Raw genomic sequence first — 25,086 nt, forward strand, 5'->3', positions numbered from 1 at the left:
CGGCATGGTGCCCCAACAATCCTACCGATGGGTAGAACATCGGAGACACCGCACAAACCCCACCTGCCGGCGGGCACCGGCCGCCAGCGGGCGGCCACCGAATCGACCGACGCGCAGCGCGAGCGCATCCTCCAGGCGGCCGCCCTCCTGTTCGCAGCCCAGGGCTACGCCCACACCACGATGGCGCAGATAGTGCGCGCGCTGGGCGTGACCAAGCCCTTCGTCTACTACTACTTTCGCGACAAGCAGGAGATCTTCGAAACCCTGTCCTGGCGCCCGACGGTCGACTGCTTCACGTCGATGGACTTCGCCGACGACGACCACCGCAGCGCACGCATCAAGGTCACCGAAGGCATCGAGCGGCTGATCCGCGCCACCATCGCGCATCACCCCTGCGCGGTGTTTCCCTACCGCGAGCCGCAGGTGTACCGCCCCGAATACCTCGCCGCACAGAAGAAGCTGGCGTGTCACTTCTACGACCGGCTGTGCGCCCTGCTCGAAGAAGGCCGGCGCGACGGCGATTTCGATTTTTCCGAGACCCGCATCACCGCGCTGGCGGCCTGCAGCCTGCCAGGCTTTCTCTACACCTGGTACCACCCCGACGGCCGACTTGCACCCGATGCCATGGTGGCCGAACTGTCGCGCCTGGCCTGGCGGGTGCTCGGCCTGCGCACCCGCTGAATCGCTTTTTTTCGACCGGCGGGGCCGGCGCCATTCCCCGAGAAAAGAAGGAGACAACCACCATGCACGTTCCGTTTCGATGCGCCACCATGGCGCTTGCGGCGCTGCTCGCCGCCAGCGTGCAGGCACAGCCTGCTACCTACAAGATCGCCTACATCGACCCGTTGTCGGGTCCGTTCGCCAACGTCGGTGAACTGATGCTGTCGCACATCCAGTTCGCGGTCGACGACATCAACGCCAAGGGCGGGGTGCTCGGCGGCACGCGGCTGCAGTTGCTGCAGTTCGACAGCAAGCTGTCGGCGCAGGAAAGCCAGAGCGCCTTGCAGGCCGCCATCGACCAGGGTGCGCGGGCCATCGTCACGGGCGGGTCCGGATCGTCGGTGGTGACGGCCTTGGTGCTGTCGGTCGCGCGCTGGAACCAGCGCAACCCGGGCAAGGAACTGCTGGTGCTCAACCACTCGTCGATCGACCCGGAGATGACCGGCAAGGCCTGCAGCTTCTGGCACTTCCAGACCGAAGCCAACACCGCCATGAAGATGAAGGCGCTCGCCAACTACATCAAGAAGACGCCGGATGTGAAGAAGGTCTACCTCCTGAACCAGGACTACGCCCACGGCAAGCAGTGGGCGAGCTACGGACGGCAGCTGGTGGGGCTCGCGCGGCCGGACATCCAGTTCGTGGGCGAGACGCTGCATCCGATCGGGCGGGTCAAGGACTTCGCGCCCTACCTCGCGAACATCAAGCAGTCGGGCGCCGACTCGGTGATCACCGGCAACTGGGGCCAGGACATGACGCTGCTGCTCAAGGCCGCGGGCGATGCGGGCTACGACCTGCGCTACTTCAATCACAGCGCGGGCTCGATCCCAGGCACGGTGCTGGCCGCCTCGCAGGCCAAGCTGGGCCAGCTCACCTGGGTGGCCGAATGGCATCCGGGGCAGGCCGACATGCCCAGGGTCGACGCGCTCGCCAAGGCCTACAAGGCGAAGACCGGCAAGGAGTTCCTCGCACCGCGCATCGACTTCACGCCGCGCATGCTGGCCGCGGCCATCAACAAGGCAGGCAGCACGGACACCCCCAAGGTCGCCGCGGCGCTGGAGAACCTGAGCTTCGATTCCGTGGTCGGCCCGGTGCGCATGCGCGCCGAAGACCACCAGTTGTTGCTGCCGCAGGTGGTCAACACCATCGCGCCGGTCGACGGCAAGGCGGTCAAGGTCGGCTGGGACGGCACGAACTACGGCTTTCGTACCGACGCGGTGTATTCCGGCAACGAGCTGGCGCAGGGCACAGACTGCAAGATGATCCGTCCTTGACTACACACGGTCGTCGCCTGCGTGGCTTAAGCTTTCTGCTCACCAACGAAAGCCACCGAAAAGCCACCGACGATGACGACCTCCACGACCACCCTCCAACTGATCGGCGCACCCACCGATGTCGGCGCCAGCGTGCGCGGCGCCGGCATGGGGCCCGATGCGCTGCGCGTCGCGGACATCGGCGGCATGCTGACGCGCCTGGGCCTGCAGGTGATCGACGCCGGCAACCTGGCCGGCCCAGCCACGCCCTGGACCGCACCCGCGCACGGCCTGCGCCATCTCGAGGAGGTGGTGGCATGGAACCGGGCGGTCTACCAGGCCGTCGACACCGCGCTGGGCGCGGGGCACGTGCCCGTGATGATGGGCGGCGACCATTGCCTGGCCATCGGCTCGATCAGCGCCGTGGCACGGCACACACGCCAGCGCGGCAAGAAACTGCGCGTGCTGTGGTTTGACGCGCACACCGACGTCAACACCGACACCACCAGTCCGAGCGGCAACATCCACGGCATGCCGGTGGCCTGCCTGCTGGGCCACGGCCCGGCTGCGCTCACCGGCTGGAGCGGCGAGCGCGCCGCGCTGGCACCCGAGGCGATCCGCTTCATCGGCATTCGCAGTGTCGATGCCGACGAGAAGAAGGCGATCCGCACGCTCGGCCTGACCGTCTTCGACATGCGTCACATCGACGAGAACGGCATGCGCGCCGCCATGGCCGCCGCGCTGGCCGACGTCGACGAGGACACCCACCTGCACGTGAGCTTCGACCTCGATTGCCTGGACCCCGACTACGCCCCCGGCGTGGGCACGGGCGTGCGCGGCGGGCCGACCTACCGCGAAATGCAGCTGTGCATGGAAATGGCCGCCGACACCGGCCGCCTGGGCTCGCTCGACGTGGTGGAACTCAACCCGGCACTGGACGTGCGCAACCGCACCGCCGAAGTGGCGGTGGAACTCATCGAAAGCCTGTTCGGCAAGTCGACCCTGGTGCGCTAGCTTCGCAATGGCCGGTGGCCCCGCCATCGGCCGCCATCGCCTGGCTAGGTGTAACCCCTATTCCGGGCGATTAATGAACGCAAACGTTCGATCATCGATCACTTGGGTGTGACGAAGCGTTGTCGCGGGCGGTCCGTGGCGCCTAAAGTCGCGTCGCTGCCCTCAGAGGGCCACCCCTACTCCACACGCCCCACACCGCGCCATGCACAGATCCATCGCCACCGTCTCGCTCAGCGGCACGCTGCGTCAGAAGCTCGAAGCCATCGCTGCGGCGGGCTTCGACGGCTATGAGCTGTTCGAGAACGACTTCATCCAGTTCAACGGCAACGCAAAGGAACTGCGCCGGATCAACGAAGACCTGGGCCTGTCGCTCGACCTTTACCAGCCTTTTCGCGACTTCGAGGGCATGCCCGATGCCCAGTTCGCCCGCAGCCTGGAGCGCGCCGAGCGCAAGTTCGACCTGATGCAGACCATGGGCGCATCGCTGATGCTGTGCTGCTCGAACACATCGCCGCTGGTCATCGCCGACCCGGCACGCGCCGCTGCGCAATTGCACGTGCTGGCCGAACGCGCGGCGGCACGCGGCCTGCGCGTGGGCTTCGAGGCGCTGGCCTGGGGCCGCGTGACTTCGCTCTACAGCCAGGCCTGGGACCTCGTGCGCCGCGCCGATCATCCGAACCTCGGGCTCATCCTCGACAGCTTCCACACCCTGTCGCTCAAGGATGACCCGGCGGGCATCGTCGACATTCCAGGCGACAAGATCTTCTTCCTGCAGATGGCCGACGCGCCGCTGCTGGCCATGGACTTGCTCCAGTGGGCGCGCCACCACCGCAGCTTTCCGGGCCAGGGCGACTTCGACGTCGTGACCTTCCTGGAGAAGACACTGCAGGCCGGCTACACCGGCCCGCTGTCGCTGGAGATCTTCAACGACGTGTTCCGCGAAACGCCCAACCGACGGACCGCGGTGGACGCGATGCGTTCGCTGCTCTACCTCGAAAGCCAGGTGCAGGAGCGCCAGGCGCAGGCCACGTCGACCGGCGCCCGGAAGGCTGCACCGTCGGTCACCCTCTTCGAGCCGCCACCGGTGCCCACGCTGTCCGGCCTGGGCTTCATCGAATTCGCGGTCGACGAGGCTGCCGCTCGGACGCTGGAGGCCCAGCTGCTGCAACTGGGCTTTCACCGCGCGGGCCGGCATCGTTCGAAAGCCGTGGTGCTGTACCGCCAGGGCGACATTCACCTGATCGTCAACGCGGAGCCGGGTTCGCTGGCGCGCAGCCGCTTCGACGCGCATGGCACCTCGGTGTGCGCGCTGGGCATGCGCGCGGCCGACCCGGAGGCCGCGGCCGCGCGTGCCGTGGCCATGCATTCGCGGCGCCATGACAGCCCCGTGGGGCCGGGCGAGCTGCGCATGCCCGCCATCGTGGTGCCCGGCGGCAACCTCGTGCAGTTCATGCCCGTGACGATGGACGCGCAAGCGCTGTTCGCGGCGGATTTCATCACCGAGGCCATGCAAGCAGAGGCCGCGGCACCGCAGGCGGCCACGGACGTCGGCCTGCAGGCCATCGACCATGTGGCGCTCGGCCTGGGGCTCGACCAGCTCGACACCTGGGTGCTGTTCTCGCGTGCCGTGCTCGGGCTGGAACCCGGCGAAAGCCTGGAACTGGCCGACCCCTTCGGCCTGATCCGCAGCCGCGGCGTGGCCAATGCCGACCGCAGCGTACGGCTGGTGCTCAACGTGTCGCTGAGCCAGCGCACCCGCACCGCCCGCACCGTGAGCGTGGCGGGCACCGGCGGCGTGCACCACATCGCGCTGCGCTGCGACGACATCTTCGCGGCGGTCGAACGCCTGCGCGCACGCGGCGTGCGCTTCGTGCCGATCTCCGACAACTACTACGACGACCTGCCCACGCGGCTGGAACTCGACCCCGCCCTGGTCGCGCGCCTGCGTGCCGCCGGCATCCTGTTCGACCGCTCGGCGGCCGGTGACTACCTGCACATCTACACGGAGCATCCGGACGCCGGTCCGTTCTTCGAGATCGTGCAGCGCGTCGGCCGCTACGACGCCTACGGCGCCGTCAACGCGCCCGCGCGCATGGCCTCGCAGGCGCAGCAGCCCTGAGCAAGGAGCTGCCCTTTTTCTCTCTCGTATTCCCGCTTCCCCACCGCCCTCGACCCCGATACCTTTTCCCCTCTGGAGACAACCCATGGCCACACACACGGCAGACTCTGCCCAAGGCAAGCAACAGACGCGCAAGGCAACCGCCAGCGGCTGGATCGGCTCCGCCCTGGAGTACTACGACTTCTTCATCTACGCCACCGCCGCGTCGCTGATCTTCCCGCAGATCTTCTTTCCGAAGACCGACCCGAAGATCGCCATCATCGCCTCGCTGGCGACCTACGGCGTGGGCTACGTGGCGCGCCCCATCGGCGCGTTCGTGCTGGGCCACTGGGGCGACACCCACGGCCGCAAGACGGTGCTGATCATCTGCATGTTCCTCATGGGCTTCTCCACCGTGGCCGTGGGCCTGCTGCCGACCTACGACCAGGTCGGCCTGTGGGCTCCTACACTGCTGGTGATCCTGCGCCTGATCCAGGGTTTTGCCGTCGCCGGTGAGATTTCGGGCGCCAGCTCGATGATCCTGGAGCACGCGCCCTTCGGGCGACGAGGCTTCTTCGCGAGCTTCACGCTGCAGGGCGTACAGGCCGGCCAGATCCTGGCGGCCGCCGTGTTCCTCCCGCTGGCGCACTACATGCCCGCCGACGCCTTCAATTCCTGGGGCTGGCGCATTCCGTTCCTGCTGAGCTTCCTGGTGATCGTGGCGGGCTACATCATCCGGCGCGAAGTGCACGAAACGCCCGTCTTCACCGAAATCGACAGCAAGGGCGCCGTGCCCAAGGCACCGGTCATCCAGGCCGTCGTCGAAAGCTGGCGCGACATGCTGCGCGTGATGTGCTGCTCGCTGATGAACGTGATTCCCGTGGTCACCACCATCTTCGGCGCGGCCTATGCGGTGCAGCCTGGCTACGGCATCGGCTTCGAGAAGGACGTGTACCTGTGGATCCCCGTGCTGGGCAACATCGTCGCCGTGCTGGTGATCCCGTTCGTGGGCAGCCTGTCCGACCGGATCGGCCGCCGCCCGCCGATGGTCATCGGCGCCATTGCGTCGGGCCTGCTGTCCTTCGTCTATCTCTATGCGATCAGCATCCATCACGTGCCGCTGGCCATCGCCATGTCGCTGCTGATGTGGGGCGTGGTCTACCAGGGCTACAACGCCGTGTTCCCGAGCTTCTACCCCGAAATGTTCCCGACCCGCACCCGTGTCTCGGGCATGGCGATCTCGCAGAACCTCGGCACCCTGGTCACCGCCATGCTGCCCGCGCTGTTCGTGGCCGTCGCCCCTCCCGGCGCCACCAACATCCCGATGATGATCGGCTCGATCACCCTGGCCGTGACGGTGATTGCCGCCATCGCCGCCTTCAGCGCACGTGAGACCTACCGTGTGCGCATGCAGGATCTGGGCAACGCCAACGCCGTGCCTGTGCCCAAGGCGGAGTACGACCGCCTGCGCAGCGAGGCGATGAAGCAACAGACCTCCCCCGTGCGCTGAGCGGCGGCAGCGAGGCGGCCCGCCGGCGCCGCCTCGGAATGAGCACACTTCCTACGTGTTGATGTGGCCATGGAGAAGAGGCGGCGTGTGCAACGCGCGTACAGTCGTCCTTTCCATCAAAGAACAAGAACCATGGCAAGTACAGCGAAGTCCACGCCCGACGGGCCGGCCGGTGACCCGTCACTGCGCATTTTGGTGGTGGAAGACGACCCGGCTGCGCTGGCGGCCACGGTCGACATGCTCGAAGCCCTCGGCCACTGGGCGGCCGGCGTGAAAAGCGCAGAGGTGGCGCGCGATCGCTTCATCGAAGGTGCCTTCGACGTGCTGCTGACGGACATCGGCCTGCCCGCGCTCTCGGGCCTCGACCTGGTCGAGATCCTGCAGGCGAATGACAAGCTCAAGGTCATCTTTGCCACCGGCAGACCGCGTCCGGAAACACCGCCGCCGGGCACCGTGTGGCTGCAGAAACCCTTCGGCGTCGACCAGCTCAGCGACGCGCTGAAAGGCATCCAGCGCGTACGCGCCTGAGCGGGTCCGCGCTCAGCCCTGCGTGGCAGGGGCTACGCTGGGCGCGGGTGCTTCCGGTGCAGGCACCGAGGGCAAGGGCGAAGGCGCCACGGGCAACACCGGTGCGGGTGCCGTGCGCACGGGCACGGGTGCAGGCGGCACCGGCTCCTCGGCGGGTTCGTCAGGTGCGCCGGGCACCAGATAGCGATCGAGCAGCGCAAAGAATCGGTCGTAGAAACGCTCGTCGGTCAGCGTTTCGCTGGCGACCTTGACCATCGCGTCGTCGCTCGAAGAAAACGGCAAGGACACCGAGCCGAGCACGCCCACCCCGACGCTGGCCGAATTGTTGGTCTTCTTGAGGCCGTAGCGGTCTTGCAGCGCCGTGACGAACGCAATGCTGCTGCGCGCCACCTTCTGTCCCTTGGCGGCAGGGGCCTGTCGATCGCGGGCACACACCACCCGGAACTCGACCTCCACATGCACTTCGGCGGCTGGCTGGAAATTCTTGCGTCCCGTCACCAGGTCGCTGTTGGCGGCTGTGATGAGGTAACCCTGGCTCAGCAGGGCACGCCGGGCCGCCTCGCAGGTCTGCGCCTCGGTGGCGGCGTAGGAGCGGGCATGGGTGGTGGTGGAATCGAACTCCTCGGGCTCGTAGGAGACGCGCGGCGGACTGCTGCCGCAGCCCGCCAGCACCAACGCTGCCAGCAAGGTGGCCAGAGGGATCGCACAAACGCGAAAGGAGATCGGGAAGATGGACGGCATGGAGTGACGAATGCTAACCGGCACGCACGCCGGCCTTGCTTCGAGCCAGCGCGCGTGCCTTCGTTCCCGGCTTACTCAGTCCATGCGGACCGCGTGTTGCGCACGCGCGCGCGTGGCGGCGATCAGGCGTGCGTTGGGCATGTCGGTGCTTGTCACCCAGGCGCGCGCGGCTTCTTCGCTGCGACCGAACTGGTAGTGGCGGCGCACCAGCCGCTCCTCGCGCAGCGCATCGTCGATGTCGACATACCAGACCTCGTCGAGCAGCCCGGCCACACCCGCCCATCCGTCACCGTCGTGGAGCAGGTAGTTGCCCTCGGTGATGACGAGCTGCGTCTGTGGCAGCACGGCGATGGCGCCGGCCACGGGTTCCTCGAGTTCGCGGCGGAACTCCGGTGCGTAGACGATCGGGTCGGCCGGCCCCTGCGCGCGCAGGCGCTGCAGCAGCGCGATGTAGCCTGCGCAGTCGAAGGTATCGGGCGCACCTTTGCGCGCTGTCCGGCCGAGCCGTTGCAGCTCGACGTTGGCCAGGTGGAAGCCGTCCATCGGCACCCCCTGCGCGCGCGGCCCGATGGCTGCAAGCAACGACGCCGACAGCGTCGACTTGCCGGCACCCGGCGGGCCGACCAGGCCGAGCAGCTTGCGCCGCCCGCCGGCCAGCAGCGCGTCGATGCGCGCCCATTCCGCAGGCTGCGGCGTTGTCATGGATACAGGCCACGCTCCTGGCGCGCCATCAGGATGCGTTCGCAGGCCACCGCATAGGTCGCGGTACGCAGCGTGATCTTGTGCTTGTCGGCCGTGTCCCAGATCTGGTTGAGCGCGTTCATCATGATGCGGTCCAGGCGCACGTTGATCTCGTCCTCGTCCCAGAAGAAGGACGAGAAGTCCTGCACCCATTCGAAGTACGACACCGTCACGCCGCCGGCATTGCAGATGACGTCGGGCACGACCAGCACACCGCGCTCGGCCAGGATGTCGTCCGCGCTGGGCACGGTCGGGCCGTTGGCGCCTTCGAGCACCAGCCGGGCGGTGGTCCGCTTGGCGCGCTCGGCCGTGATCTGGCCTTCGAGCGCGGCAGGGATCAGGATGTCGCAGGGCACGTCCCAGAACTGCTCGTTGGGCACCACGTCGCCGCCCTCGAACGCCACACAGCCGGCAGCGGTGCGCGAAATCGGAATGAGCTTCTCCAGGTCAAGACCGTTCACGTTCACGATGGTGCCGGTGTGGTCCTGCACCGCGACGATCTTGGCGCCCGCCTCCACGAACAGCTCGGCCGCGACCGAACCCACGTTGCCGAAGCCCTGGACCGCGATGCGCGCGCCGCGCAGGTCCAGCCCCAGGCGGCGCGCCGCCTCGCGACCGGTGACGAATACGCCACGGCCAGTGGCCTTCACGCGGCCGAGCGAGCCGCCCAGGTGCAGCGGCTTGCCGGTGACGACACCGGTGGATGTGCCGCCGGTGTTCATCGAATAGGTGTCCATCATCCAGGCCATGATCTGACCGTTGGTGTTCACGTCGGGTGCAGGAATGTCGGTGTGCGGGCCGATGATGATGCCGATCTCGCTGGTGTAGCGGCGCGTGATCTTCTCGAGCTCCTTTTGCGACAGCTTCTTCGGGTCGACGCGGATGCCGCCCTTGGCGCCACCGTAGGGCAGGTTCACCGCCGCGGTCTTGACGGTCATCCAGGCCGACAGCGCCATCACTTCTTCCAGCGTGACGTCGGGATGGAAGCGCACGCCGCCCTTGCCCGGGCCACGGCTCATGTTGTGCTGCACGCGGTAGCCTTCGAAGTGGGCGATGCGGCCGTCGTCCATCTCGATCGGCACGTCGACGATCAGCGCGCGCTTGGGGCGCTTGAGCGTCTCGGCCCACTTGGCCAGGTCGCCCAGGTACGGCACCACGCGGTCGACCTGCTGCAGGTAGGTGCCCCACGGGCTGTTGGCTGTGGGATGGACAAAGGACAGTTTCTCGCTCATGGGAAGACCCTCGTTGGATGGACTGGATGGACGATAGCCCTGACCCGGCGCCGTGCCAAGGGTTATGCGCCGCGCGGGCACCTCTATGCACAAGTCGCCATGGACCGCCAGCGAACGCTCTCGGCTAAACTCGTTTTCTCCCTCTGCGGCTTCAGCGGCATGCACCGCGAACCCGGGACCTTTGGACCACACATGCCAGCGAACCCAAGAGGCGCACGATTGCCGCCCGATCCCAGCGACCCGCACGCCTCCAGCGCCGCGCCCACCCCCAAGGCGGCACCCCGCACGTCCTCGCTGTTCATCGGGTCGACCGAGAAATCGTTCCAGGTGCTGCAGGCCTTCAACGGCCCGCAACGCCACATGACGCTGGCCGACATCGCGCGCGCCGCCGACCTGGACCGCAGCGCGACGCAGCGCGTGGTCTACACGCTCGAGCAGCTGGGCTACCTGCGCCGCATCCCGGAATCACGCCACTATGGGCTGACCGCCAAGGTGCTGCAGCTCTCGTACAACTACCTGCGCGCCAACGAACTGATCGACAAGGCCTCGCCCTACCTGCTGGACATCAGCCGCACGCTGGGCGAGACGACCAACCTGCACGAGCTCGACGGCTCGGACATCGTCTTCGTGGCCCGCTTCCACGGGCGCCATCTGGTGAACGTCGACTTCAACGTGGGCGCACGGCTGCCGGCATTCTTCACGGCGTCGGGCAACGCGATCCTGACGCGCTTCTCGCACGAGCAGCGGGTGGCGATCCTGGAGCGCACGCCGCTGGTGCAGATCACGCCCTTCACCGAGGTCGACCCGCAGCGGCTGCTGGCACGGGTGCAGACCATGGCGGAGAAGGGCTATGCGGTCATGGCCAACGAGAACGTGCTGGGCGACATCTCGGTGGCCGCGCCGATCACCGACCACCGCGGCATGGCCGTGGCGGCGATCAACATCTCCGTGCCGACCACGCGCTGGACCGTCGCCAGCGTCGAGAAGGAACTTGCGCCCCATGTGCAGGTGGCGGCCACCTCGATCTCGAAGGCGAAGTTCGCGACCTACGCGGGCTGAGCACTGCCCCGGCTACAGCCGGGCGAGCCGGGCGCGGTGGTCTGCCGACAGGGCATCGCCGTCCAGGTCGACCGCACGAGGCACGCCGAGCAGACGCAGGGTGATCTCGAATTCGTCACGCAGCATCTGCAGCACATCGGCCACGCCCTGCGGCCCCTGCGCCGCCAGGCCGTAGAGGGGCGCGCGCCCGAGCAGCACGGCCTTGGCACCGAGCGCCCGCGCCTTGGCGATGTCGCTGCCGCGGCGAATGCCACCGTCGACGAAGACGTCGAGCCCCGTGCCCACCGCATCGACCACCTCCGGCAGGATCTCCAGCGGACTGGGCGCGCTCTCGAGCTGGCGGCCGCCGTGGTTGGACAGGACCACGCCGTCGACGCCCAGCCGCCGTGCGGTGCGCGCGTCGTCCACCGACAGCACGCCCTTGAGCAGCACCGGGCCCTGCCAGTGCCGGCGCAGCCACGCCACCGCCGCCCAGTCGAGCGACATGTCCATCTGCCGGCTCATGGCGGCGGCCTGGGCCTGCAGCTGCGCCTTCACGCCCGCGCTGCGCGCAAGGTTGACCAACTGCGGCGACCCGCCCTGGCGCAGCATGCGGGCGCACCACCGCGGGTGCATGGCCAGGTCGAGCAGCAGCTTCGGCGTGAGGCGCAGCGGCATGCGAAAGCCGTTGCGCACGTCGTGGTCGCGCTTGCCGTGCACCATGGTGTCGACGGTGAGCATGAGCGTGGAGAAGCCGAGCGCGCGCGCGCGCCGCATCATGTCCTCGGCGATGCGCCGGTCCTGCTGCACGTAGAGCTGCAGCCACAGCGCGCCGTCGGTGGCTGCACGCACGCTCTCAAGCAACGAGGTGGACGCCGTCGACACGGCGAAGGGCAGCCCCGCGGCATGCGCGGCACGCGCCAGCACTTCCTCGGCGCGCGGCCAGTAGAGGCCGTTCAGCCCGGTCGGCCCGACCACCGCCGGCATGGCGAGCGTCTCGCCGCACACCTGCACCGCGGCGTCGACGCGGGTCACGTCCCGCAGCACACGGGGCTGGAAGATCAGCTGTTCGTAGGCCGCGCGGTTGCGCGACAGCGTGCGCCCATCCTCCGCACCGCCATCGAGGTAGTCGAAGGCGAAGCGCGTCAGACGCTGACGTGCGAGCGCACGGTAATCCTCGACGGCGGGCAGCACGGTGCCGCTCAGTCCAGGCCTTCGGTGCGCGCGAGCTGCCGCGCGACCTCGGCGCGCAGGCGCGACTTCAGGTCGGCGGCCGGCGCCACCAGTGGCGCGAGCATGGCCGGCGCATCCACGCCGATGAGGTCCATCACCGACTTCATCGGGCCGGGGTTGGTCTCGGCGAAGGCCATGTCCATCAGCGGGATCAGTGCGCGGTGCGCGGCCAGCGCCTCGGCGGTGCGCCCGGTGGTCGCCAGTTCGTAGATCGCACGCCAGGCCCGCGGCAGCATGGTCGCGGTCACGACGATGCCGCCGCGCGCGCCGGCGGCCAGGTGCAGGGGGAACAGCGAGTCCTCGCCACTGAGCACCGCGAAGCTCGGGTCCACGCCCGCCATCACGCGCAGGAAGTGGTACATGTCGGTGTTGCAGGCCTTCATGCCGATGATGCGTTCGTGCCGCGACAGCTCGTGCATCACCTCGGGCTGGATTGCCACGCGCGTGCGGTACGGGATCTCGTAGATCAGGATCGGCAGCGGCGACTCGTCGGCGAAGCGCAGGAAGTAGTCCCGCACGCCCGCCTGTGTGGGGTTGGTGTAATACGGCGTGACGACCATCAGCGCGTCGACGCCGGCATCGGCGAAGGCTCGGCCCGATGCCATCGCGTCGTGGTAGCCGGGGTCGAGCACGCCCGGCACCACCGGCACGCGACCGCCCACGGCCTCCACGCACAGCGCCGCCATCTTGGCGCGCTCGGCACGCGACAGCGCGCCGTATTCGCCGGTGCCGCCGAGCGGCACCAGGCCGTCGATGCCCTGCTTGAGCAGGTAGGCGATCAGCGTGCGCGTGGCCGCGACGTCGATGGTGTCGTCGGCGTGGACGGGGGTGGGGATGGCGGGTAGTACGCCGCGCAGACGGGTCGCGTCCATGGGAAGTCCTTGGGTATCGGGGAGGAAAGAGAAAGAGTTCAGCGGGCCAGACTGCGTCGCCGCAGCCGGTCGGCCACGCCGATGAGCACGGCGACGAAGACAAAGAGGCAGGTCGACACGGCGGCGATGACCGGCGAGATCTGCAGCGTGACCTCGTCCCAGAACTGCTTGGGCAGCGTCGAATTCAGGCCGCCCGAGGCGAACAGCGAGATGGTGAGTTCGTCGAACGAGGTCGCGAAGGCGAACAGGAAGGACGACAGCAGGCCCGCCATCAGGATCGGGAAGGTCACGTAGCGCAGCGTCTGCAGCGGCCGCGCACCGAGGCTCTGCGCGGCCAGGTCGAGCCGCGTGTCGTAGTTGCGCAGCACGGCCATCATCGTCATCACCACGTAGGGCACCGAGATGACGGTGTGGCCGAGGATGAGCCCCAGCGAGGTGCCGACGAGCCCGACCTTGGCGAACAGGTAGAACATGCCGACGGCAATGATCATGCGCGGCACGATGATCGGCGAGAGCACGAAGGCCAGCAGGAACGACTTGCCCCGCATCTGCGAGCGCGCCAGCAGGAAGGCCATCGGCGTGCCGATGAGCATCGACAGTACACCGGCACCCGCACCGACGACCAGCGAGCGCGTGAGCGCCTGCATCCACAGCGGCGACGCGAACATCTGCTCGTACCACTGCAGCGAAAAGCCGCGCGGCGGCCAGTTGAGGCCCGAGTTGCCGGCGAAGGACAGCGGGATCATCAGCACCGTCGGGATGCTGAGGAAGCCGAGCAGAACCAGCACCACCATCCGCATGCCGCGCGACTGGCCCGGCTCGCTGGCATGTGCACGGCGGCGGCGGTGCGGCGCGAGGCGCGCGAGCGCATCGCTGGTCTTGCCGAGGAAAGTAAGGATGGCCTCGCCGGCCGCATGCGACCAGCCCGAGGCGGCCATCGGCCGTGCGCGATCCGACGCGCTGCCGGTCATCGTCGACAGGCCCAGCAGCCGGTCGTAGAGCGCGAAGACCGCCAGCACCACGATCAGCAGGGCCACGGACACGGCACCGGCGAAGCCCCAGTTGAGCGTCTGCTGCACCTGGTCGATGATGATCTGCGTGATCATGGTTTCGCGGCGCCCGCCCAGCAGCGCCGGGAAGATGAAGAAGCCGATCGCCGTGACGAACACCATGATGGCCGCCGCTGCCACGCCGGGCAGCGAGAGCGGGAAGTACACGCGCCAGAACGCCGCGCCCGGCCGTGCGCCCAGCGTGAGCGCGGCGCGCGGCAGGTTGCTGTCGATGTTCTCCATCACCGACAGCATCGTGAGCACGGCCAGCGGCATGAGCGCATGCACCATGCCCACGAGCGTGCTGCCGAAGCTGTAGAGCAGGCTCATCGGCGCATCGACGATGCCCAGCGCCAGCAGCAGCTGGTTGACCACACCGTTGCGGCCCAGCAGCACGATCCAGGCGAAGGCGCGCACCAGGAAGCTGCTCCAGAACGACAGCAGCACCCAGAACAGCAGCCGCCCCTTCTTCTGCTGCGGCAGCGAGGAGATGAGGTACGCCACCGGGTAGCCGGCGAGCACCGAGAAGAAGGTGGTCCAGAGCGATATCTTCAGCGTGATCAGCAGCACGTTGACGTACACCGACGACGCGAAGAGTTGCCGGTACGACGCGAGGCTCAGCGCGCCGTCCTTGTAGAAGCTCAGGAGCAGCAGTTGCGCCACCGGGTAGACGAGCAGCGCCAGCAGCAGGAGCAGCATCGGTGCCGCCAGCAGCAGGTTGCGGCGCAGCCCACGCCCTGCCGGGCGCCTGGAAGCAACGGGATGAACGGCCGATGACATGCGCCTACTCCACAATGGCGACCGCATCGGCCGCCTGCCATTGCAGCCAGAGCGTCTCATCGACGCGGTAGCGGGTGCTCTGCTGCGAGGTCGGAAAGGCGACCGTGATCGGCGTCTCGCCGGCGAAGGGCGCTTTCAGGTACAGCTTGGTGAGGCTGCCGGTGATCATCACGTCGAGCACCTGCGCCGACAGCGCAGGCGCATCGGGCTCAACGCGCTTGACGCCGAGGTTCTGCGGACGCACCAGCACCCGCACCTTCTGGCCCGGTGCCGGCGCGGTGCCGTGCACGGCGGCGCCGGCCTGAACGCGGCCGCCGTCGAGCGCCAGCGACAGGCCATCGCCGGTCGTGCCGGCGACGGTCGCCTCGAACAGGTTCGACTCGCCGAGGAAGTCGGCAACGAACAGCGTGCGCGGGCGGAAGTACAGGTCGGCCGGCGTGCCGAGTTGTTCGATCCGGCCGCCGTTCATCAGGCAGATGCGGTCGGACATCGTCATCGCCTCTTCCTGGTCGTGCGTGACGTAGACGATGGTGGTGCCCAGCTCGCGGTGGATGCGCTTGATCTCCATCTGCATGTGGTCGCGCAGCTTCTTGTCGAGTGCGCCGAGGGGCTCATCCATCAGGATGATGGCCGGGCGGTAGACCATGCAGCGCGCCAGCGCGATGCGCTGCTGCTGCCCACCCGACAGCTCCTTCGGAAAGCGTTGCGCCACGTGCGGCAGGCGCACCATCTCCAGCGCCTCCTGCGCCTGCTGGCGCGCCTGGCCCGGCTTCACGCCACGCATCTTCAGCGGGAAGGCGATGTTGTCTTCCACCGTCATGTGCGGGAAGAGCGCGTAGTTCTGGAACACCATGCCGATGTCGCGTTCGTACGGTGCGCCGTAGGTCACGTCGAGGCCATTGATCAGCATCGTCCCGCCGTCGGGCTGCGAGAGCCCGGCGATCAGGCTCAGCAGCGTCGTCTTGCCGGAACCCGAAGGCCCGAGCAGCGTCAGGAACTCGCCGTTGGCGACCTCCAGGTCGGTGGGCGCGAGGGCAGTGACGTCGCCGTAGCGCTTGCACAGGCCGGAGATGGTCAGATTGGACGAAGGCATGGTGTGGATTCGGGAATCGATCGGTGCGATGAGGTCAGGCCAGCACCCAGCCGTTGAAGCGCTCGATCACGGCGGCCTGGTTGTCGAGCCAGTAGCGCGCATTGATCTGCACGCCGCTCTTCATGTTCTCGGGGCTGGTCGGGCTGTTCTTCGCGATCTCGGGCTTGACGTAGTTGAAGGCCTCGGGCTGCGTGAAGCCGGCGGCGAAGAACTCGGCCTGCACCGCCTGGCGTTTCGGGTCGGACGCGAAGCGGATGAACTCGCGGCAGGCATCGGCGTTGGGCGTGCCCGCGAGGATCGACCAGTTGTCGACGCCCCAGAGGTTCTGGTTCCACACGATGGTCACGTCGGCGCCCTTGCCGATGGCCTGTTGCGGCCGCGACACCCAGGTGGCGACCATGTCGACTTCGTTGGACATCAGCATCTGCTCGACCTGCGCGCCGGAGTTCCACCACACGTCGACCTTCGACTTGACCTTGTCCAGGCTGGCGAAGGCGCGGTCCAGGTTGGCCGGGTAGACCTGGCCTGGCGCCACACCGTCGGCCATCAGGGCTTCCTCGATGGTGTCGAAGGGGTGCTTGCGCAGCGAGCGGCGGCCCGGAAAGTCCTTCGTGTTCCAGAAGTCGGCCCAGGAATTGGGCGCCTTGCGGCCCTTGAACGCCGCGTTGCGATACGCCAGGACGGTGCTGTACACGTTGGTGCCCACGCCGTAGGGCGACATGTACTGCGCCGGGATTTTCGCGACGTTCGGGTCGGACTCGACACCGTGCTTCTCGAGGTAGACCTTGCTGCCGCTGGTCAGGATGAGGATGGCCGGCTGGCTGATCTTCGCCATGTCCCAGGTGTAGTTGCCGGTCTCGACCATGCTCTTGATCTGCGCGGTGGGCTCCGCGTTGGCCTGCACCGGCACGACCTCGATGCCGGTCTTGGCGGTGAAGGGCTTGTAGAACGCCGCCGCGTACGCCTGGCTGTAGATGCCGCCGTCGTCACGCACCACGATGCGCTTGCTGGCCGCGCGCGCCGGCGTCCAGATCGTGGGCGCGGCAAGGGCGACGATGCCGCTGGCAGCCGCCTTCAGGGCGTTGCGACGGGACGGTTTGCTGGGGGGCAGGGTGTGCATGGCGAACTCCTTCGATGAAAGAAATGAGGCGGGATGGAAGCGGGGGACGGGAACGGAAATCAGTGCGCCGGGGCGGACGGTGCGTCAGGCACCAGGCGGCCCGGGTTGAACAGGTTCTGCGGATCGATCGCCTGCTTCATGCGGCGCATCAGGCCCAGCTCGACGGGCGACTTGTAGTGCGCCATCTCGTTGAGCAGGGTGCGGCCGACGCCGTGCTCCGCACTGAAGGTGCCGTGCAGGCTGTGCGCCACGTCGTTCACGCTGTGGCGGATGCGCTGGGCCATCGCCTCGGGGTCGGCCACGGCCTCCCATTCGGCGTAGGTGAAGAAGGGGATGAAGTGCACGTTGCCGTCGCCCAGGTGCGCCACGATGACGATCGGCAGGCCGGGCACGATGGCGTGCACCGCAGCGGTCGCTCGGTCGATGAACGCGGGCACCGACGACACCGGTACCGCGCTGTCGGTGGTCAGGCCCACACCGGCCTTCTTGTTGGCTTCGGAGACGCTGTGCCGGATTTCCCACATCGCCGCGCGCTGGGCACCGCTCGTCGCCAGCACGCCGTCGAGGAGCAGGTCCTGCTCGGCTGCCTGAGTGAGCACCTGTTCCAGGATGGTCTGCAGCGCGTCCTCGGCACCGGTGTCCGACAGCTCGATGAGCACATGCCACGGATGCAATGCCGACAGCGGATTGCGCCGGCTGGGCAGTTGCTCGGTCACGATACGCAACTGGTTCGCGTCGATCATCTCGAAGGCCGAGAGGCTCGCGCCGCAGGCCGACTGGAACAGGCCCAGCAGCTGCAAGGCTGCTGCGGGCGAGCGGGGCGCCACCCAGGCGATGGCGTGCGAGGTCGGCAGCGGATGCAGCTTGAGCGTGGCTGCCGTGACGATGCCCATGGTGCCTTCGGCACCGATGAACAGGTGCTTCAGGTCCAGCCCGGTGTTGTTCTTGCGCAGGGTGTAGAGCCCGTCCCAGACGGTGCCGTCGGGCAGCACCACTTCGAGGCCGAGCACGTTGTCGCGCGTGTTGCCGTAGCGCAGCACGCCGGTGCCGCCGGCATTGGTCGCGATGGTGCCGCCGATCTGGCAGGAGCCTTCGGCGCCCAGGCTGATCGGGTAGAGGCGCCCCTGCGCGGCGGCGGCTTCCTGCACGGCGGCCAGCACGCAGCCGGCCTCGACTTCAATGGAGTTGTTGGCCGCGTCGACCGTGCGCACGCGCCGCATGCGGGCGAGGTTCACGATGACCGGCGCCACGCCGTCAGTGCCGGGCACGGCGCCGCCGCACAGGCTGGTGTTGCCGCCCTGTGGCAGCACCGGCACGCCGTGTTCGACGCACAGGCGTACGACGGCGGCAACCTGCGCCGTGCTCGAAGGCATCACCACGCACGCGGCCGGGCCGCGGTAGCGACCACGCCAGTCTTCCGTGAAACCGGCCACGTCATCTTCCGCCGTGAGCACCGCACCGGCCCCGAGCAGGACTGTCAGCTGTTCGATCAAGGTCATCTTTGCACCATTTGAGTGAGGGCCTGCGGCCCACGAAGGCTTCGAATCAGTGTACGCAAATCACATGCCAATGAATTGCATAGTGCACTATTCAATCGTATTGAGATTACTTTTAGGGAAAGCACTGAGCCCGGCCTGCGGCGAGAACGCCACAGGGCCGGGCCCTGGAGATCGATCGACGCGCGCAGAGGCGTCAGTGCATGGCGGCAAGCAGCGCTGCGTTACCTCCGGCGGCCGCAGTGTTGATGGTCAATGTCTGTTCCGCGCAGAAGCGGTAGAGGTAGTGCGGCCCGCCCGCCTTTGGCCCGGTGCCGCTCAGCCCCTCGCCGCCGAAGGGCTGCACGCCGACCACCGCGCCGATGGTGTTGCGGTTGACGTAGACGTTGCCGATGTGCGCCTGCGCGGCCATGGCCATGGCACGCGAGTCGATGCGCGTCTGAATACCAAACGTCAGGCCGTAGCCAAGCGCGTTGATGCGCTCGACCACCGTGGCCGGGTCACCCGACCAGCGCACGATCTGCAGCACGGGCCCGAATATCTCGTTGCGCACGTGCTCAATGGAAGGCACCTCGAAGGCTTGCGGCGCGATGAAATTCGCCGAATGCGTGGTTGCGGGCACCGCCACCGGCGACGCGTCGATCGGGCGCCCGTGCGCGGCCAGCGCGTCGACCGCGCGCGCCACGGTGTCGAAGGCCTCGGCGTCAATCAACGGGCCGACGTCGGTCGCGAGCAGTGCCGGGTCGCCGCCAGCCAGCTCGGCCACCGCACCGCCGAGCATCTCGATCACGCCATCGGCGATGCCCTCGTGCACGCACAGCAGGCGCAGCGCCGAACAGCGCTGGCCAGCCGAGCGGAAGGCGCTCTGCACGACGGCATCGACCACCTGCTCGGGCAGCGCGCTCGAGTCGACCACCATCGCGTTGATGCCGCCGGTCTCGGCGATGAGCGGGACGATCGGGCCATCCTTCGCGGCCAGGGCGCGGTGGATGATCTTCGCCACCTGCGTCGAGCCGGTGAAGACGACCCCGGCCACGCCCGGCGCGGCCACCAGCGCGGCGCCGACCGTCTCGCCCGGGCCGTGCAGCAGCTGCAGCGCATCGGCGGGCACGCCGACCGCGTGCAGCAGCTTCACCGCCTCGAGCGCGACGCCCGGCGTCTGCTCGGCCGGCTTGGCCAGCACCGTGTTGCCGGTGGCGAGCGCCGCCGCAACCTGCCCCATGAAGATCGCCAACGGGAAGTTCCACGGGCTGATGCAGACCCAGGGGCCGCGCGCGACGAGCCGCAGTTCGTTCGACTCGCCGGTCGGGCCGGGCAACGCCACCGGTTGCATGATCCGCTCGGCCTCATCGGCGTAGTAGCGCAGGAAGTCGACGGCTTCGCGCACCTCGGCCACCGCGTCGCCCCAAGTCTTGAAGGCTTCCTTGACCAGCAGCGCGCAGAAGCGCGGGAGTTCCGCCTGCAACGCATCGGCCGCATGGCGCAGCCGGGCCGCGCGCTGGGCCACCGGCGTGCCGCGCCAGGCCGGTAGCGCGCGCAGCGCCTGGGCCACGGCGGGCTCCGCGCGCGACGCGTCGAAGAGCGGGACCACGGGCACGGACGTGGTCGCCAGCGCCGCCAGCAGCGGCGCGCGCATCGTGGTCACGGTCAGGTCGACGCCTTCGCTGTTGCGGCGCGCCGGCCCGTACAGCAGCGGTGGCAGCGGCAGCGACGACACCGGCGAGGCATGCAGCGGCGACGCCAGCAGCTGGTCGACCGGCACGCCGTCGTCGCCGAGCTGGTTCACGAAGGAGGAGTTGGCGCCGTTCTCCAGCAGCCGGCGCACGAGGTAAGCCAGCAGGTCCTTGTGCTGGCCGACCGGCGCGTACACCCGCACATGCGCCGTCGTCGCCTTCATGACCTCGCGGTACACGCCCTCGCCCATGCCGTGCAGGCGTTGGAGCTCGAAGCTCTGCATGAACCCGGCGCCGGGCCGCCCCAAGCCGGGTTGCGCCCCCTCGGGGGGCAGCGACCCGCGCAGCGGCGGAGCGTGGGGGCCCGTGACGCCCGCCATCTGCAGGATCGCCGCGATGGTGCCCGCATTGTGCGTGGCGAACTGCGGGTAGATCGCGTCGGGCGCGGCCAGCATCGCGCGGGCACAGGCGAGGTAGCTCACGTCGCTGTGGTGCTTGTGCGTGAACACGGGGTAGTGCGGCAGGCCGAGCTCCTGTGCGCGCTTGATCTCGGCGTCCCAATAGGCGCCCTTGACCAGACGGCACATCAGGCGCAGCCCATGGCGGCGCGCGATGGTCGTGACCTCGTCGATGAGCTCGAGCGCGCGCGTCTGGTAGGCCTGCATCGCCAGGCCGAAGCCGCGCCACTGCGGTTTCTCGGCCGCGATCCGTGCCGCCAGCGCCTCGAAAACCTCCAGCGAGAGTTCGAGCCGGTCGACCTCCTCCGCATCGATCGTGAGGTTGAGGTTGGCGTCGGCGGCCAGGGCGCAGAGCTGCCACACGCGCGGCACCAGTTCGGCCATCACGCGCTGGTGCTGCGCGTCTTCGTAGCGCGGGTGCAGGGCGCTCAGCTTGATCGAGATGCCGTCGTTGTGCTCGGGCGCGCGCGCGGCGTCCGACTGCGCGCCGATGGCGCCTATGGAGCGGATAGCGTCGGCATAGCTCTGCAGGTAGCGCTGCGCATCCGCATCCGTGCGCGCGCCCTCGCCCAGCATGTCGTAGCTGAAGCACAGTGCCGGCTGCTTCTTCTGCGCGCTGCGCGCCTCGCCCATGGCCTCGCGGATGGTCTGGCCAAGCACGAACTGGCGCCCCAGCAATTGCACCGCGCGCAGCGTCGCGGCCACCACGGTGCGCGAGCCCAGGCGCGCCAGCAGCCCCGGCGGATGGTCACTCTCCGGCAGGAAGCGCTTGGACAGCGCGATGGCCGAGGACGACAGCCGCGCCAGCGTGGAGTCGGCGGCGCCATCGAAGTCGGCCCGGCCAAGCTGGTCGGCGGTGAGCGCGATCGCGGTTTCGGCGTCGGGCACGCGCAGCAGCGCTTCGGCCAGCCGCATCAGGGCCAGGCCTTCGGCGCTGGAGATCGGGTATTCGCGCAGCAGGCTTTCCATCGCCCAGAAGGGCGGCGGGTTGTTCCGCACGGCCTGGACCCACGGGACGGCCACGGTCGCCGCGGCGGCCCAGTCAAGGGCCCCGGTCAGGCTCGCCAGTCGTTGCGAGACGATCTCTTTTTCAGGACGGTAGGGGTGGGGCAGGCGCATGGAAAAAGCTCTGGAGGGACGAATGCCCGCATCGTCTCGCGAGCCATACAGACTTTTTCACCAAAGAAACTCATCAGCACCGGATAATTCACTGCTCATGAGCCCTCTCTCCCTGGACATCGACCGAATCGACGTGAAGATCCTCAAGATCCTTCAGGACGACGGACGCATTTCCAACCTGAAGCTTGCCGAGGCGGTCGCGCTGTCGCCCACTGCCGTGCTCGCCCGCGTGCAACGGCTCACGCGCGACGGTTTCATTGAAGGGTACGAAGCACGGCTCAACCCGCACAAGCTCGGTCGCGGTTTCACGGTGTTCGTCGAAGTGCTGCTCGACCGCACCACGGCCAACGTGTTCGACCAGTTCAAGGCGGCCGTGCAGGTGCGCGACGAGATCATGGAATGCCACATGGTGGCCGGCGGCTTCGACTACCTGCTCAAGACCCGCATGGCCGACATGGCGGCCTATCGGGATTTTGCCGGTACGGTGCTCTGGCAGTTGCCCGGCGTGCGCGAGACGCGCACCTACGCCGTGATGGAAGAAATCAAGAGCAGCACCCGCCTGCCGATCTGAACGACCGGCGCCGCGCGCTCGGCTCAGCCGAAGAACGGCTTGACCAGTGCCGAAAGATGACTGTGCAAGAAGCCCACGTCGACGTCGCCCAGTTCGACCGACAACGCAGCGCCTTGGGCGGCCACCAGCGCCGCCGAAGGCCCGGCGTGCGAGACCACGACGTGTCGTGCCGTCGTATCGGCCAGCACATCGACGAAATGGCCGACCGCGCCCGTGCTGTGCCGCCCCCGCAATGACTGCGCACCCAGGCCAAAGCGTACGAAACCGGTGATGCGGCGATGCCCGATGTACACGCCCTCCTGCACATGCACATGGCATCGCAGCCCCAGCCCGCTGACCCGGCGCTCGAAGGCCTCGAATGTCGGAACGATCAGGTGGCTGGCCACGCGATTGAATCGCTCGACGAACACAGCGCGCTCCTTCTCATGCTTGACATAGAGCCGCTCGGCCAACTCGGCCGTGGTGCAGCGCGAGTCGAACAGCTGCGCCATCTCCTGGCGGATTTTCTCCACCATGGAGGGCTCGGCAACAAAGTCGTCCGACAAGTCTTCCCAGAGTTCGCCGCTTCGGTCGGAAAGGAAAGAAGAGTCCTGGAAAGTCATGAGGGCCTTTGCGGATTGCATAACCTGAATTGGCTGTGCGCTGGTGTGCGAAATGTTACAAACCACCATCTTTTTTGTATGTCGCCATTTCTAGTGACAACTTTTGATGTACATCCGCATCGTTCGTCTTGGCCTTTTCTTTCTGGCATGCACGCTCCTGTGCTCGCTGCCTGTCGCCAGCACGCGGGACACGCAGCGCCCACAAACCCCATCCGGCGTCTCGATGGCGTCGGCGCCGACCGTACTGCCGCTCGACCATGCGCAGTGGGTCGCCGTTGCGGGCCAGGGCCTGAGCGTGCCGCCCCCCACCTTCGATGCCAATGAGCCGCCCCGGGATCAGTGGAACTGGCAGGACACGGCTTTACCCAGTGGCCAGGCGGCCGAGCCGGGCACGCCTGCGCGCCTGCCGCAGGCACACACGCCCCACGACGCCCAGACCGAGAACGAGACCCAGACCACCTGGTTCCGGATCGCCGTACCGCCTGTGGCCTTCGCTGCGGGCAAGCTCGCGCTGTACGTCCCGCACATCGCCACCGACGGCACGGTGGCCGTCTATGTCGACGGGCAGCTCGTGCACCGCGCCCAGCCCCAGGGCATGCTGTGGAACAGCTCACGCAAGCCGCTCTGGATATCGCTGGGTGGGCCCAGCAACCCAACGATCCCGCGCGAAATCGTGATCCGTCTGGAGCACACGCTGGGCACGCAGGTGACGCTGTCGCCCTTGCAACTCGGGCTGGCAAGCGCGCTGCACTGGCGCTACAGCTGGCGACAATGGGTTCAGCAGGACCTGCCGGCCATGTTCAGCGCCTTCTTCCTGGCCATCGGCTTGTTCTCGCTGATGGTCTGGCTGCACCGCCGGCACGACAAAAGCTATCTCCTGTTTTTCGTCCTGTCGGTGCTGTGCTTCATCCGGGGCCTGCATTTCTATGTCGACATGCAGGTGGGCGACGACTGGTTCTCGTGGCTGACGCTCAACTCGATCTTCTGGCTCCTCACCGCCATTCACCTGTCGCTCGGCCTGCTCCACCGCCAGCGGCGGACCTGGCTGACCCTGGCGACCCTGGCCGCCACGGCGGTGATCGGGCTGGTCACGCTGCCGCTGGAGGCCAACCCGATGCTGCCGCTTTCGCCCGGCACGATGGCTGGGGTGTTTCGCACCGCACTGGTGCTCAGCCTGCTGGTGGGCGTGGCCGGCATGCGAGGCGCATGGCGCCGGTCGGGCGAGGCCATGCTGGTGGCAGCCGGTTTCACGGTTTGCATCTTCATGGGCGCGCTCGACTGGGTGCTGCAAAGCAATTTCCGCCACCCGCAGAGTTGGGCCGCCGGCGTCGATAACCCCACGCTGGGCTTTGCGGTCCTCGGTTTCCTGGTCAACAGCGTGCTGACTTTTTCAGTGTTCGGCGTTCTGATCACGCGCCGCTACGTGGGCGCGATGTCGAAGGTCGAACAGGCCAACACGCGGCTGGCCGAACGCCTGAACGAGCGTGAGACCGCGCTGGCGCAGAGCTACGCCCTGCTGCGCGAGGCAGAGCAGCGCCAGACCATCAGCCAGGAACGCCAGCGTCTCATGCAGGACATGCACGATGGCCTGGGTTCCTCGCTGGTCACTGCGCTGCGCGTGGTGGAAAACGACCAAGGGCGCCACGACGCGGCTTACGTGGCCGAGGTGCTCAAGGGCTGCATCGATGACCTCAAGCTCACCATCGACTCGATGGAGCCGGTCGAGGCCGACCTGCTTTTGCTACTGGCCACGCTGCGCTACCGGCTGAGCCCGCGCCTGGAGCGCGCGGGCATCGCCCTGCATTGGGACATTGCCGACCTGCCGCGCCTGGACTGGCTCGACCCACGCAGCGCGCTGCACATTCTGCGCACCCTGCAGGAAGCCTTCACCAACATCCTCAAGCATGCCCGCGCCACCACCATCCGCGTGGCCACCGGCGTCGAGAACGGCGGCGTGACGGTCACCGTGGCAGACAACGGCCAGGGCTTCGACGTTCACCGCGCGTTGCATGGCGGCGGCATGGGTCTGGCCAACCAGCAGCGACGGGCCGCAGCGCTGGGCGGTCAGGTCCGCTGGAAGTCAGGCCCCGACGGGAGCCGGATGACCCTTTGGCTGCCCATCGAACGCACAGGCGCTTGAAGCACAAT

General features: G+C 68.0%; 20 protein-coding genes. 9 read left to right on the top strand and 11 right to left on the bottom strand.

Translation table 11 applies throughout. From position 1 onward, the window contains the following. Window positions 1–27: 27 nt before the first annotated feature. The 6 genes from J2W36_RS17490 to J2W36_RS17515 all read left to right on the top strand — a co-directional run bounded on the left by J2W36_RS17490 (window position 28) and on the right by J2W36_RS17515 (window position 7,120). The gene (locus tag J2W36_RS17490) at window positions 28–681 is read left to right on the top strand and encodes a TetR/AcrR family transcriptional regulator (RefSeq protein WP_307691026.1); all 654 of its coding nucleotides are present in this window, start codon (window positions 28–30) and stop codon (window positions 679–681) included. A gap of 62 nt (window positions 682–743) precedes the next feature. After that, entirely contained in the window at window positions 744–1,991 is a 1,248-nt protein-coding gene (locus J2W36_RS17495; RefSeq protein ID WP_307691027.1) for a branched-chain amino acid ABC transporter substrate-binding protein, read from the top strand. Window positions 1,992–2,063: 72 nt separating this feature from the next. Continuing rightward, window positions 2,064–2,984, top strand: coding sequence for an arginase (gene rocF / locus J2W36_RS17500; protein ID WP_307691028.1), 921 nt, complete (start codon window positions 2,064–2,066; stop codon window positions 2,982–2,984). Window positions 2,985–3,186: 202 nt separating this feature from the next. After that, the gene (locus J2W36_RS17505) at window positions 3,187–5,103 is read left to right on the top strand and encodes a bifunctional sugar phosphate isomerase/epimerase/4-hydroxyphenylpyruvate dioxygenase family protein (protein WP_307691029.1); all 1,917 of its coding nucleotides are present in this window, start codon (window positions 3,187–3,189) and stop codon (window positions 5,101–5,103) included. Window positions 5,104–5,188: 85 nt separating this feature from the next. Then, complete coding sequence (locus J2W36_RS17510) at window positions 5,189–6,592, top strand: MFS transporter (protein ID WP_307691030.1); 1,404 nt, start codon at window positions 5,189–5,191, stop codon at window positions 6,590–6,592. Window positions 6,593–6,724: 132 nt separating this feature from the next. Then, entirely contained in the window at window positions 6,725–7,120 is a 396-nt protein-coding gene (locus J2W36_RS17515) for a response regulator (RefSeq protein ID WP_307691031.1), read from the top strand. 12 nt (window positions 7,121–7,132) lie between these two features. Here the strand turns inward: J2W36_RS17515 and J2W36_RS17520 are convergent, their stop codons facing one another. The 3 genes from J2W36_RS17520 to J2W36_RS17530 all read right to left on the bottom strand — a co-directional run bounded on the left by J2W36_RS17520 (window position 7,133) and on the right by J2W36_RS17530 (window position 9,834). Then, window positions 7,133–7,861 (bottom strand): DUF2242 domain-containing protein, encoded by a 729-nt coding sequence (locus J2W36_RS17520; protein WP_307691032.1) that lies wholly within the window; start codon window positions 7,859–7,861, stop codon window positions 7,133–7,135. 75 nt (window positions 7,862–7,936) lie between these two features. After that, a complete protein-coding gene (locus J2W36_RS17525; protein ID WP_307691033.1) occupies window positions 7,937–8,563 on the bottom strand; it encodes a nucleoside/nucleotide kinase family protein in 627 nt (208 codons plus the stop codon). Further along, on the bottom strand, window positions 8,560–9,834 hold the full coding sequence (locus tag J2W36_RS17530; RefSeq protein ID WP_307691034.1) for a Glu/Leu/Phe/Val family dehydrogenase: 1,275 nt from the start codon (window positions 9,832–9,834) through the stop codon (window positions 8,560–8,562). Before J2W36_RS17530 ends, J2W36_RS17525 begins: the two co-directional genes overlap by 4 nt. 192 nt (window positions 9,835–10,026) lie before the next feature. Here J2W36_RS17530 and J2W36_RS17535 point away from each other — a divergent pair, with 192 nt between their 5' ends. Then, window positions 10,027–10,893, top strand: a complete 867-nt coding sequence (locus J2W36_RS17535; protein WP_370869343.1) for an IclR family transcriptional regulator — start codon at window positions 10,027–10,029, stop codon at window positions 10,891–10,893. A gap of 12 nt (window positions 10,894–10,905) precedes the next feature. Here J2W36_RS17535 and J2W36_RS17540 read toward each other — a convergent pair whose 3' ends face one another. The 7 genes from J2W36_RS17540 to J2W36_RS17570 all read right to left on the bottom strand — a co-directional run bounded on the left by J2W36_RS17540 (window position 10,906) and on the right by J2W36_RS17570 (window position 21,765). Beyond that, complete coding sequence (locus tag J2W36_RS17540; RefSeq protein WP_307691035.1) at window positions 10,906–12,066, bottom strand: alpha-hydroxy acid oxidase; 1,161 nt, start codon at window positions 12,064–12,066, stop codon at window positions 10,906–10,908. An 8-nt stretch (window positions 12,067–12,074) separates the two neighbouring features. Further along, window positions 12,075–12,977, bottom strand: a complete 903-nt coding sequence (dapA, locus tag J2W36_RS17545) for a 4-hydroxy-tetrahydrodipicolinate synthase (RefSeq protein ID WP_307691036.1) — start codon at window positions 12,975–12,977, stop codon at window positions 12,075–12,077. A gap of 38 nt (window positions 12,978–13,015) precedes the next feature. Beyond that, entirely contained in the window at window positions 13,016–14,806 is a 1,791-nt protein-coding gene (locus tag J2W36_RS17550; protein ID WP_370869344.1) for an ABC transporter permease subunit, read from the bottom strand. A gap of 4 nt (window positions 14,807–14,810) precedes the next feature. Further along, the gene (locus J2W36_RS17555) at window positions 14,811–15,899 is read right to left on the bottom strand and encodes an ABC transporter ATP-binding protein (protein ID WP_307691037.1); all 1,089 of its coding nucleotides are present in this window, start codon (window positions 15,897–15,899) and stop codon (window positions 14,811–14,813) included. 34 nt (window positions 15,900–15,933) lie between these two features. Then, entirely contained in the window at window positions 15,934–17,019 is a 1,086-nt protein-coding gene (locus J2W36_RS17560; RefSeq protein WP_307691038.1) for an ABC transporter substrate-binding protein, read from the bottom strand. Between the two features lie 59 nt (window positions 17,020–17,078). Beyond that, entirely contained in the window at window positions 17,079–18,518 is a 1,440-nt protein-coding gene (locus J2W36_RS17565; RefSeq protein ID WP_307691039.1) for an FAD-binding oxidoreductase, read from the bottom strand. A gap of 193 nt (window positions 18,519–18,711) precedes the next feature. Next, window positions 18,712–21,765: an L-glutamate gamma-semialdehyde dehydrogenase gene (locus J2W36_RS17570; RefSeq protein ID WP_307691040.1), complete on the bottom strand. Its 3,054-nt coding sequence runs from the start codon at window positions 21,763–21,765 to the stop codon at window positions 18,712–18,714. 97 nt (window positions 21,766–21,862) lie between these two features. On the opposite strand from J2W36_RS17570, the gene J2W36_RS17575 reads away from it, so the two are divergent. Then, a complete protein-coding gene (locus J2W36_RS17575) occupies window positions 21,863–22,336 on the top strand; it encodes an Lrp/AsnC ligand binding domain-containing protein (RefSeq protein ID WP_307691041.1) in 474 nt (157 codons plus the stop codon). Between the two features lie 23 nt (window positions 22,337–22,359). Here the strand turns inward: J2W36_RS17575 and J2W36_RS17580 are convergent, their stop codons facing one another. Beyond that, entirely contained in the window at window positions 22,360–22,938 is a 579-nt protein-coding gene (locus J2W36_RS17580; protein WP_307691042.1) for a hypothetical protein, read from the bottom strand. 223 nt (window positions 22,939–23,161) lie between these two features. On the opposite strand from J2W36_RS17580, the gene J2W36_RS17585 reads away from it, so the two are divergent. Beyond that, a complete protein-coding gene (locus J2W36_RS17585; RefSeq protein ID WP_307691043.1) occupies window positions 23,162–25,078 on the top strand; it encodes a sensor histidine kinase in 1,917 nt (638 codons plus the stop codon). The last annotated feature ends 8 nt before the right edge of the window (window positions 25,079–25,086 follow it).

The sequence above is a fragment of the Variovorax ginsengisoli genome (assembly GCF_030811835.1).
Classification (GTDB): Bacteria; Pseudomonadota; Gammaproteobacteria; order Burkholderiales; family Burkholderiaceae_C; genus Variovorax; species Variovorax ginsengisoli_C.

Excerpts from the sequence above, each read along its gene's own strand:
- J2W36_RS17495 (WP_307691027.1), top strand. The coding sequence starts at position 744 with ATGCACGTTCCGTTTCGATGCGCCACCATGGCGCTTGCGGCGCTGCTC.
- J2W36_RS17560 (WP_307691038.1), bottom strand. The coding sequence starts at position 17,019 with ATGCACACCCTGCCCCCCAGCAAACCGTCCCGTCGCAACGCCCTGAAG.
- J2W36_RS17505 (WP_307691029.1), top strand. The coding sequence starts at position 3,187 with ATGCACAGATCCATCGCCACCGTCTCGCTCAGCGGCACGCTGCGTCAG.
- J2W36_RS17515 (WP_307691031.1), top strand. The coding sequence starts at position 6,725 with ATGGCAAGTACAGCGAAGTCCACGCCCGACGGGCCGGCCGGTGACCCG.
- J2W36_RS17530 (WP_307691034.1), bottom strand. The coding sequence starts at position 9,834 with ATGAGCGAGAAACTGTCCTTTGTCCATCCCACAGCCAACAGCCCGTGG.
- J2W36_RS17535 (WP_370869343.1), top strand. The coding sequence starts at position 10,027 with ATGCCAGCGAACCCAAGAGGCGCACGATTGCCGCCCGATCCCAGCGAC.
- J2W36_RS17555 (WP_307691037.1), bottom strand. The coding sequence starts at position 15,899 with ATGCCTTCGTCCAATCTGACCATCTCCGGCCTGTGCAAGCGCTACGGC.
- J2W36_RS17520 (WP_307691032.1), bottom strand. The coding sequence starts at position 7,861 with ATGCCGTCCATCTTCCCGATCTCCTTTCGCGTTTGTGCGATCCCTCTG.
- J2W36_RS17570 (WP_307691040.1), bottom strand. The coding sequence starts at position 21,765 with ATGCGCCTGCCCCACCCCTACCGTCCTGAAAAAGAGATCGTCTCGCAA.
- J2W36_RS17510 (WP_307691030.1), top strand. The coding sequence starts at position 5,189 with ATGGCCACACACACGGCAGACTCTGCCCAAGGCAAGCAACAGACGCGC.
- J2W36_RS17580 (WP_307691042.1), bottom strand. The coding sequence starts at position 22,938 with ATGACTTTCCAGGACTCTTCTTTCCTTTCCGACCGAAGCGGCGAACTC.
- J2W36_RS17525 (WP_307691033.1), bottom strand. The coding sequence starts at position 8,563 with ATGACAACGCCGCAGCCTGCGGAATGGGCGCGCATCGACGCGCTGCTG.
- J2W36_RS17575 (WP_307691041.1), top strand. The coding sequence starts at position 21,863 with ATGAGCCCTCTCTCCCTGGACATCGACCGAATCGACGTGAAGATCCTC.
- dapA (WP_307691036.1), bottom strand. The coding sequence starts at position 12,977 with ATGGACGCGACCCGTCTGCGCGGCGTACTACCCGCCATCCCCACCCCC.
- J2W36_RS17585 (WP_307691043.1), top strand. The coding sequence starts at position 23,162 with ATGGCGTCGGCGCCGACCGTACTGCCGCTCGACCATGCGCAGTGGGTC.
- J2W36_RS17550 (WP_370869344.1), bottom strand. The coding sequence starts at position 14,806 with ATGTCATCGGCCGTTCATCCCGTTGCTTCCAGGCGCCCGGCAGGGCGT.
- J2W36_RS17565 (WP_307691039.1), bottom strand. The coding sequence starts at position 18,518 with ATGACCTTGATCGAACAGCTGACAGTCCTGCTCGGGGCCGGTGCGGTG.
- J2W36_RS17490 (WP_307691026.1), top strand. The coding sequence starts at position 28 with ATGGGTAGAACATCGGAGACACCGCACAAACCCCACCTGCCGGCGGGC.
- rocF (WP_307691028.1), top strand. The coding sequence starts at position 2,064 with ATGACGACCTCCACGACCACCCTCCAACTGATCGGCGCACCCACCGAT.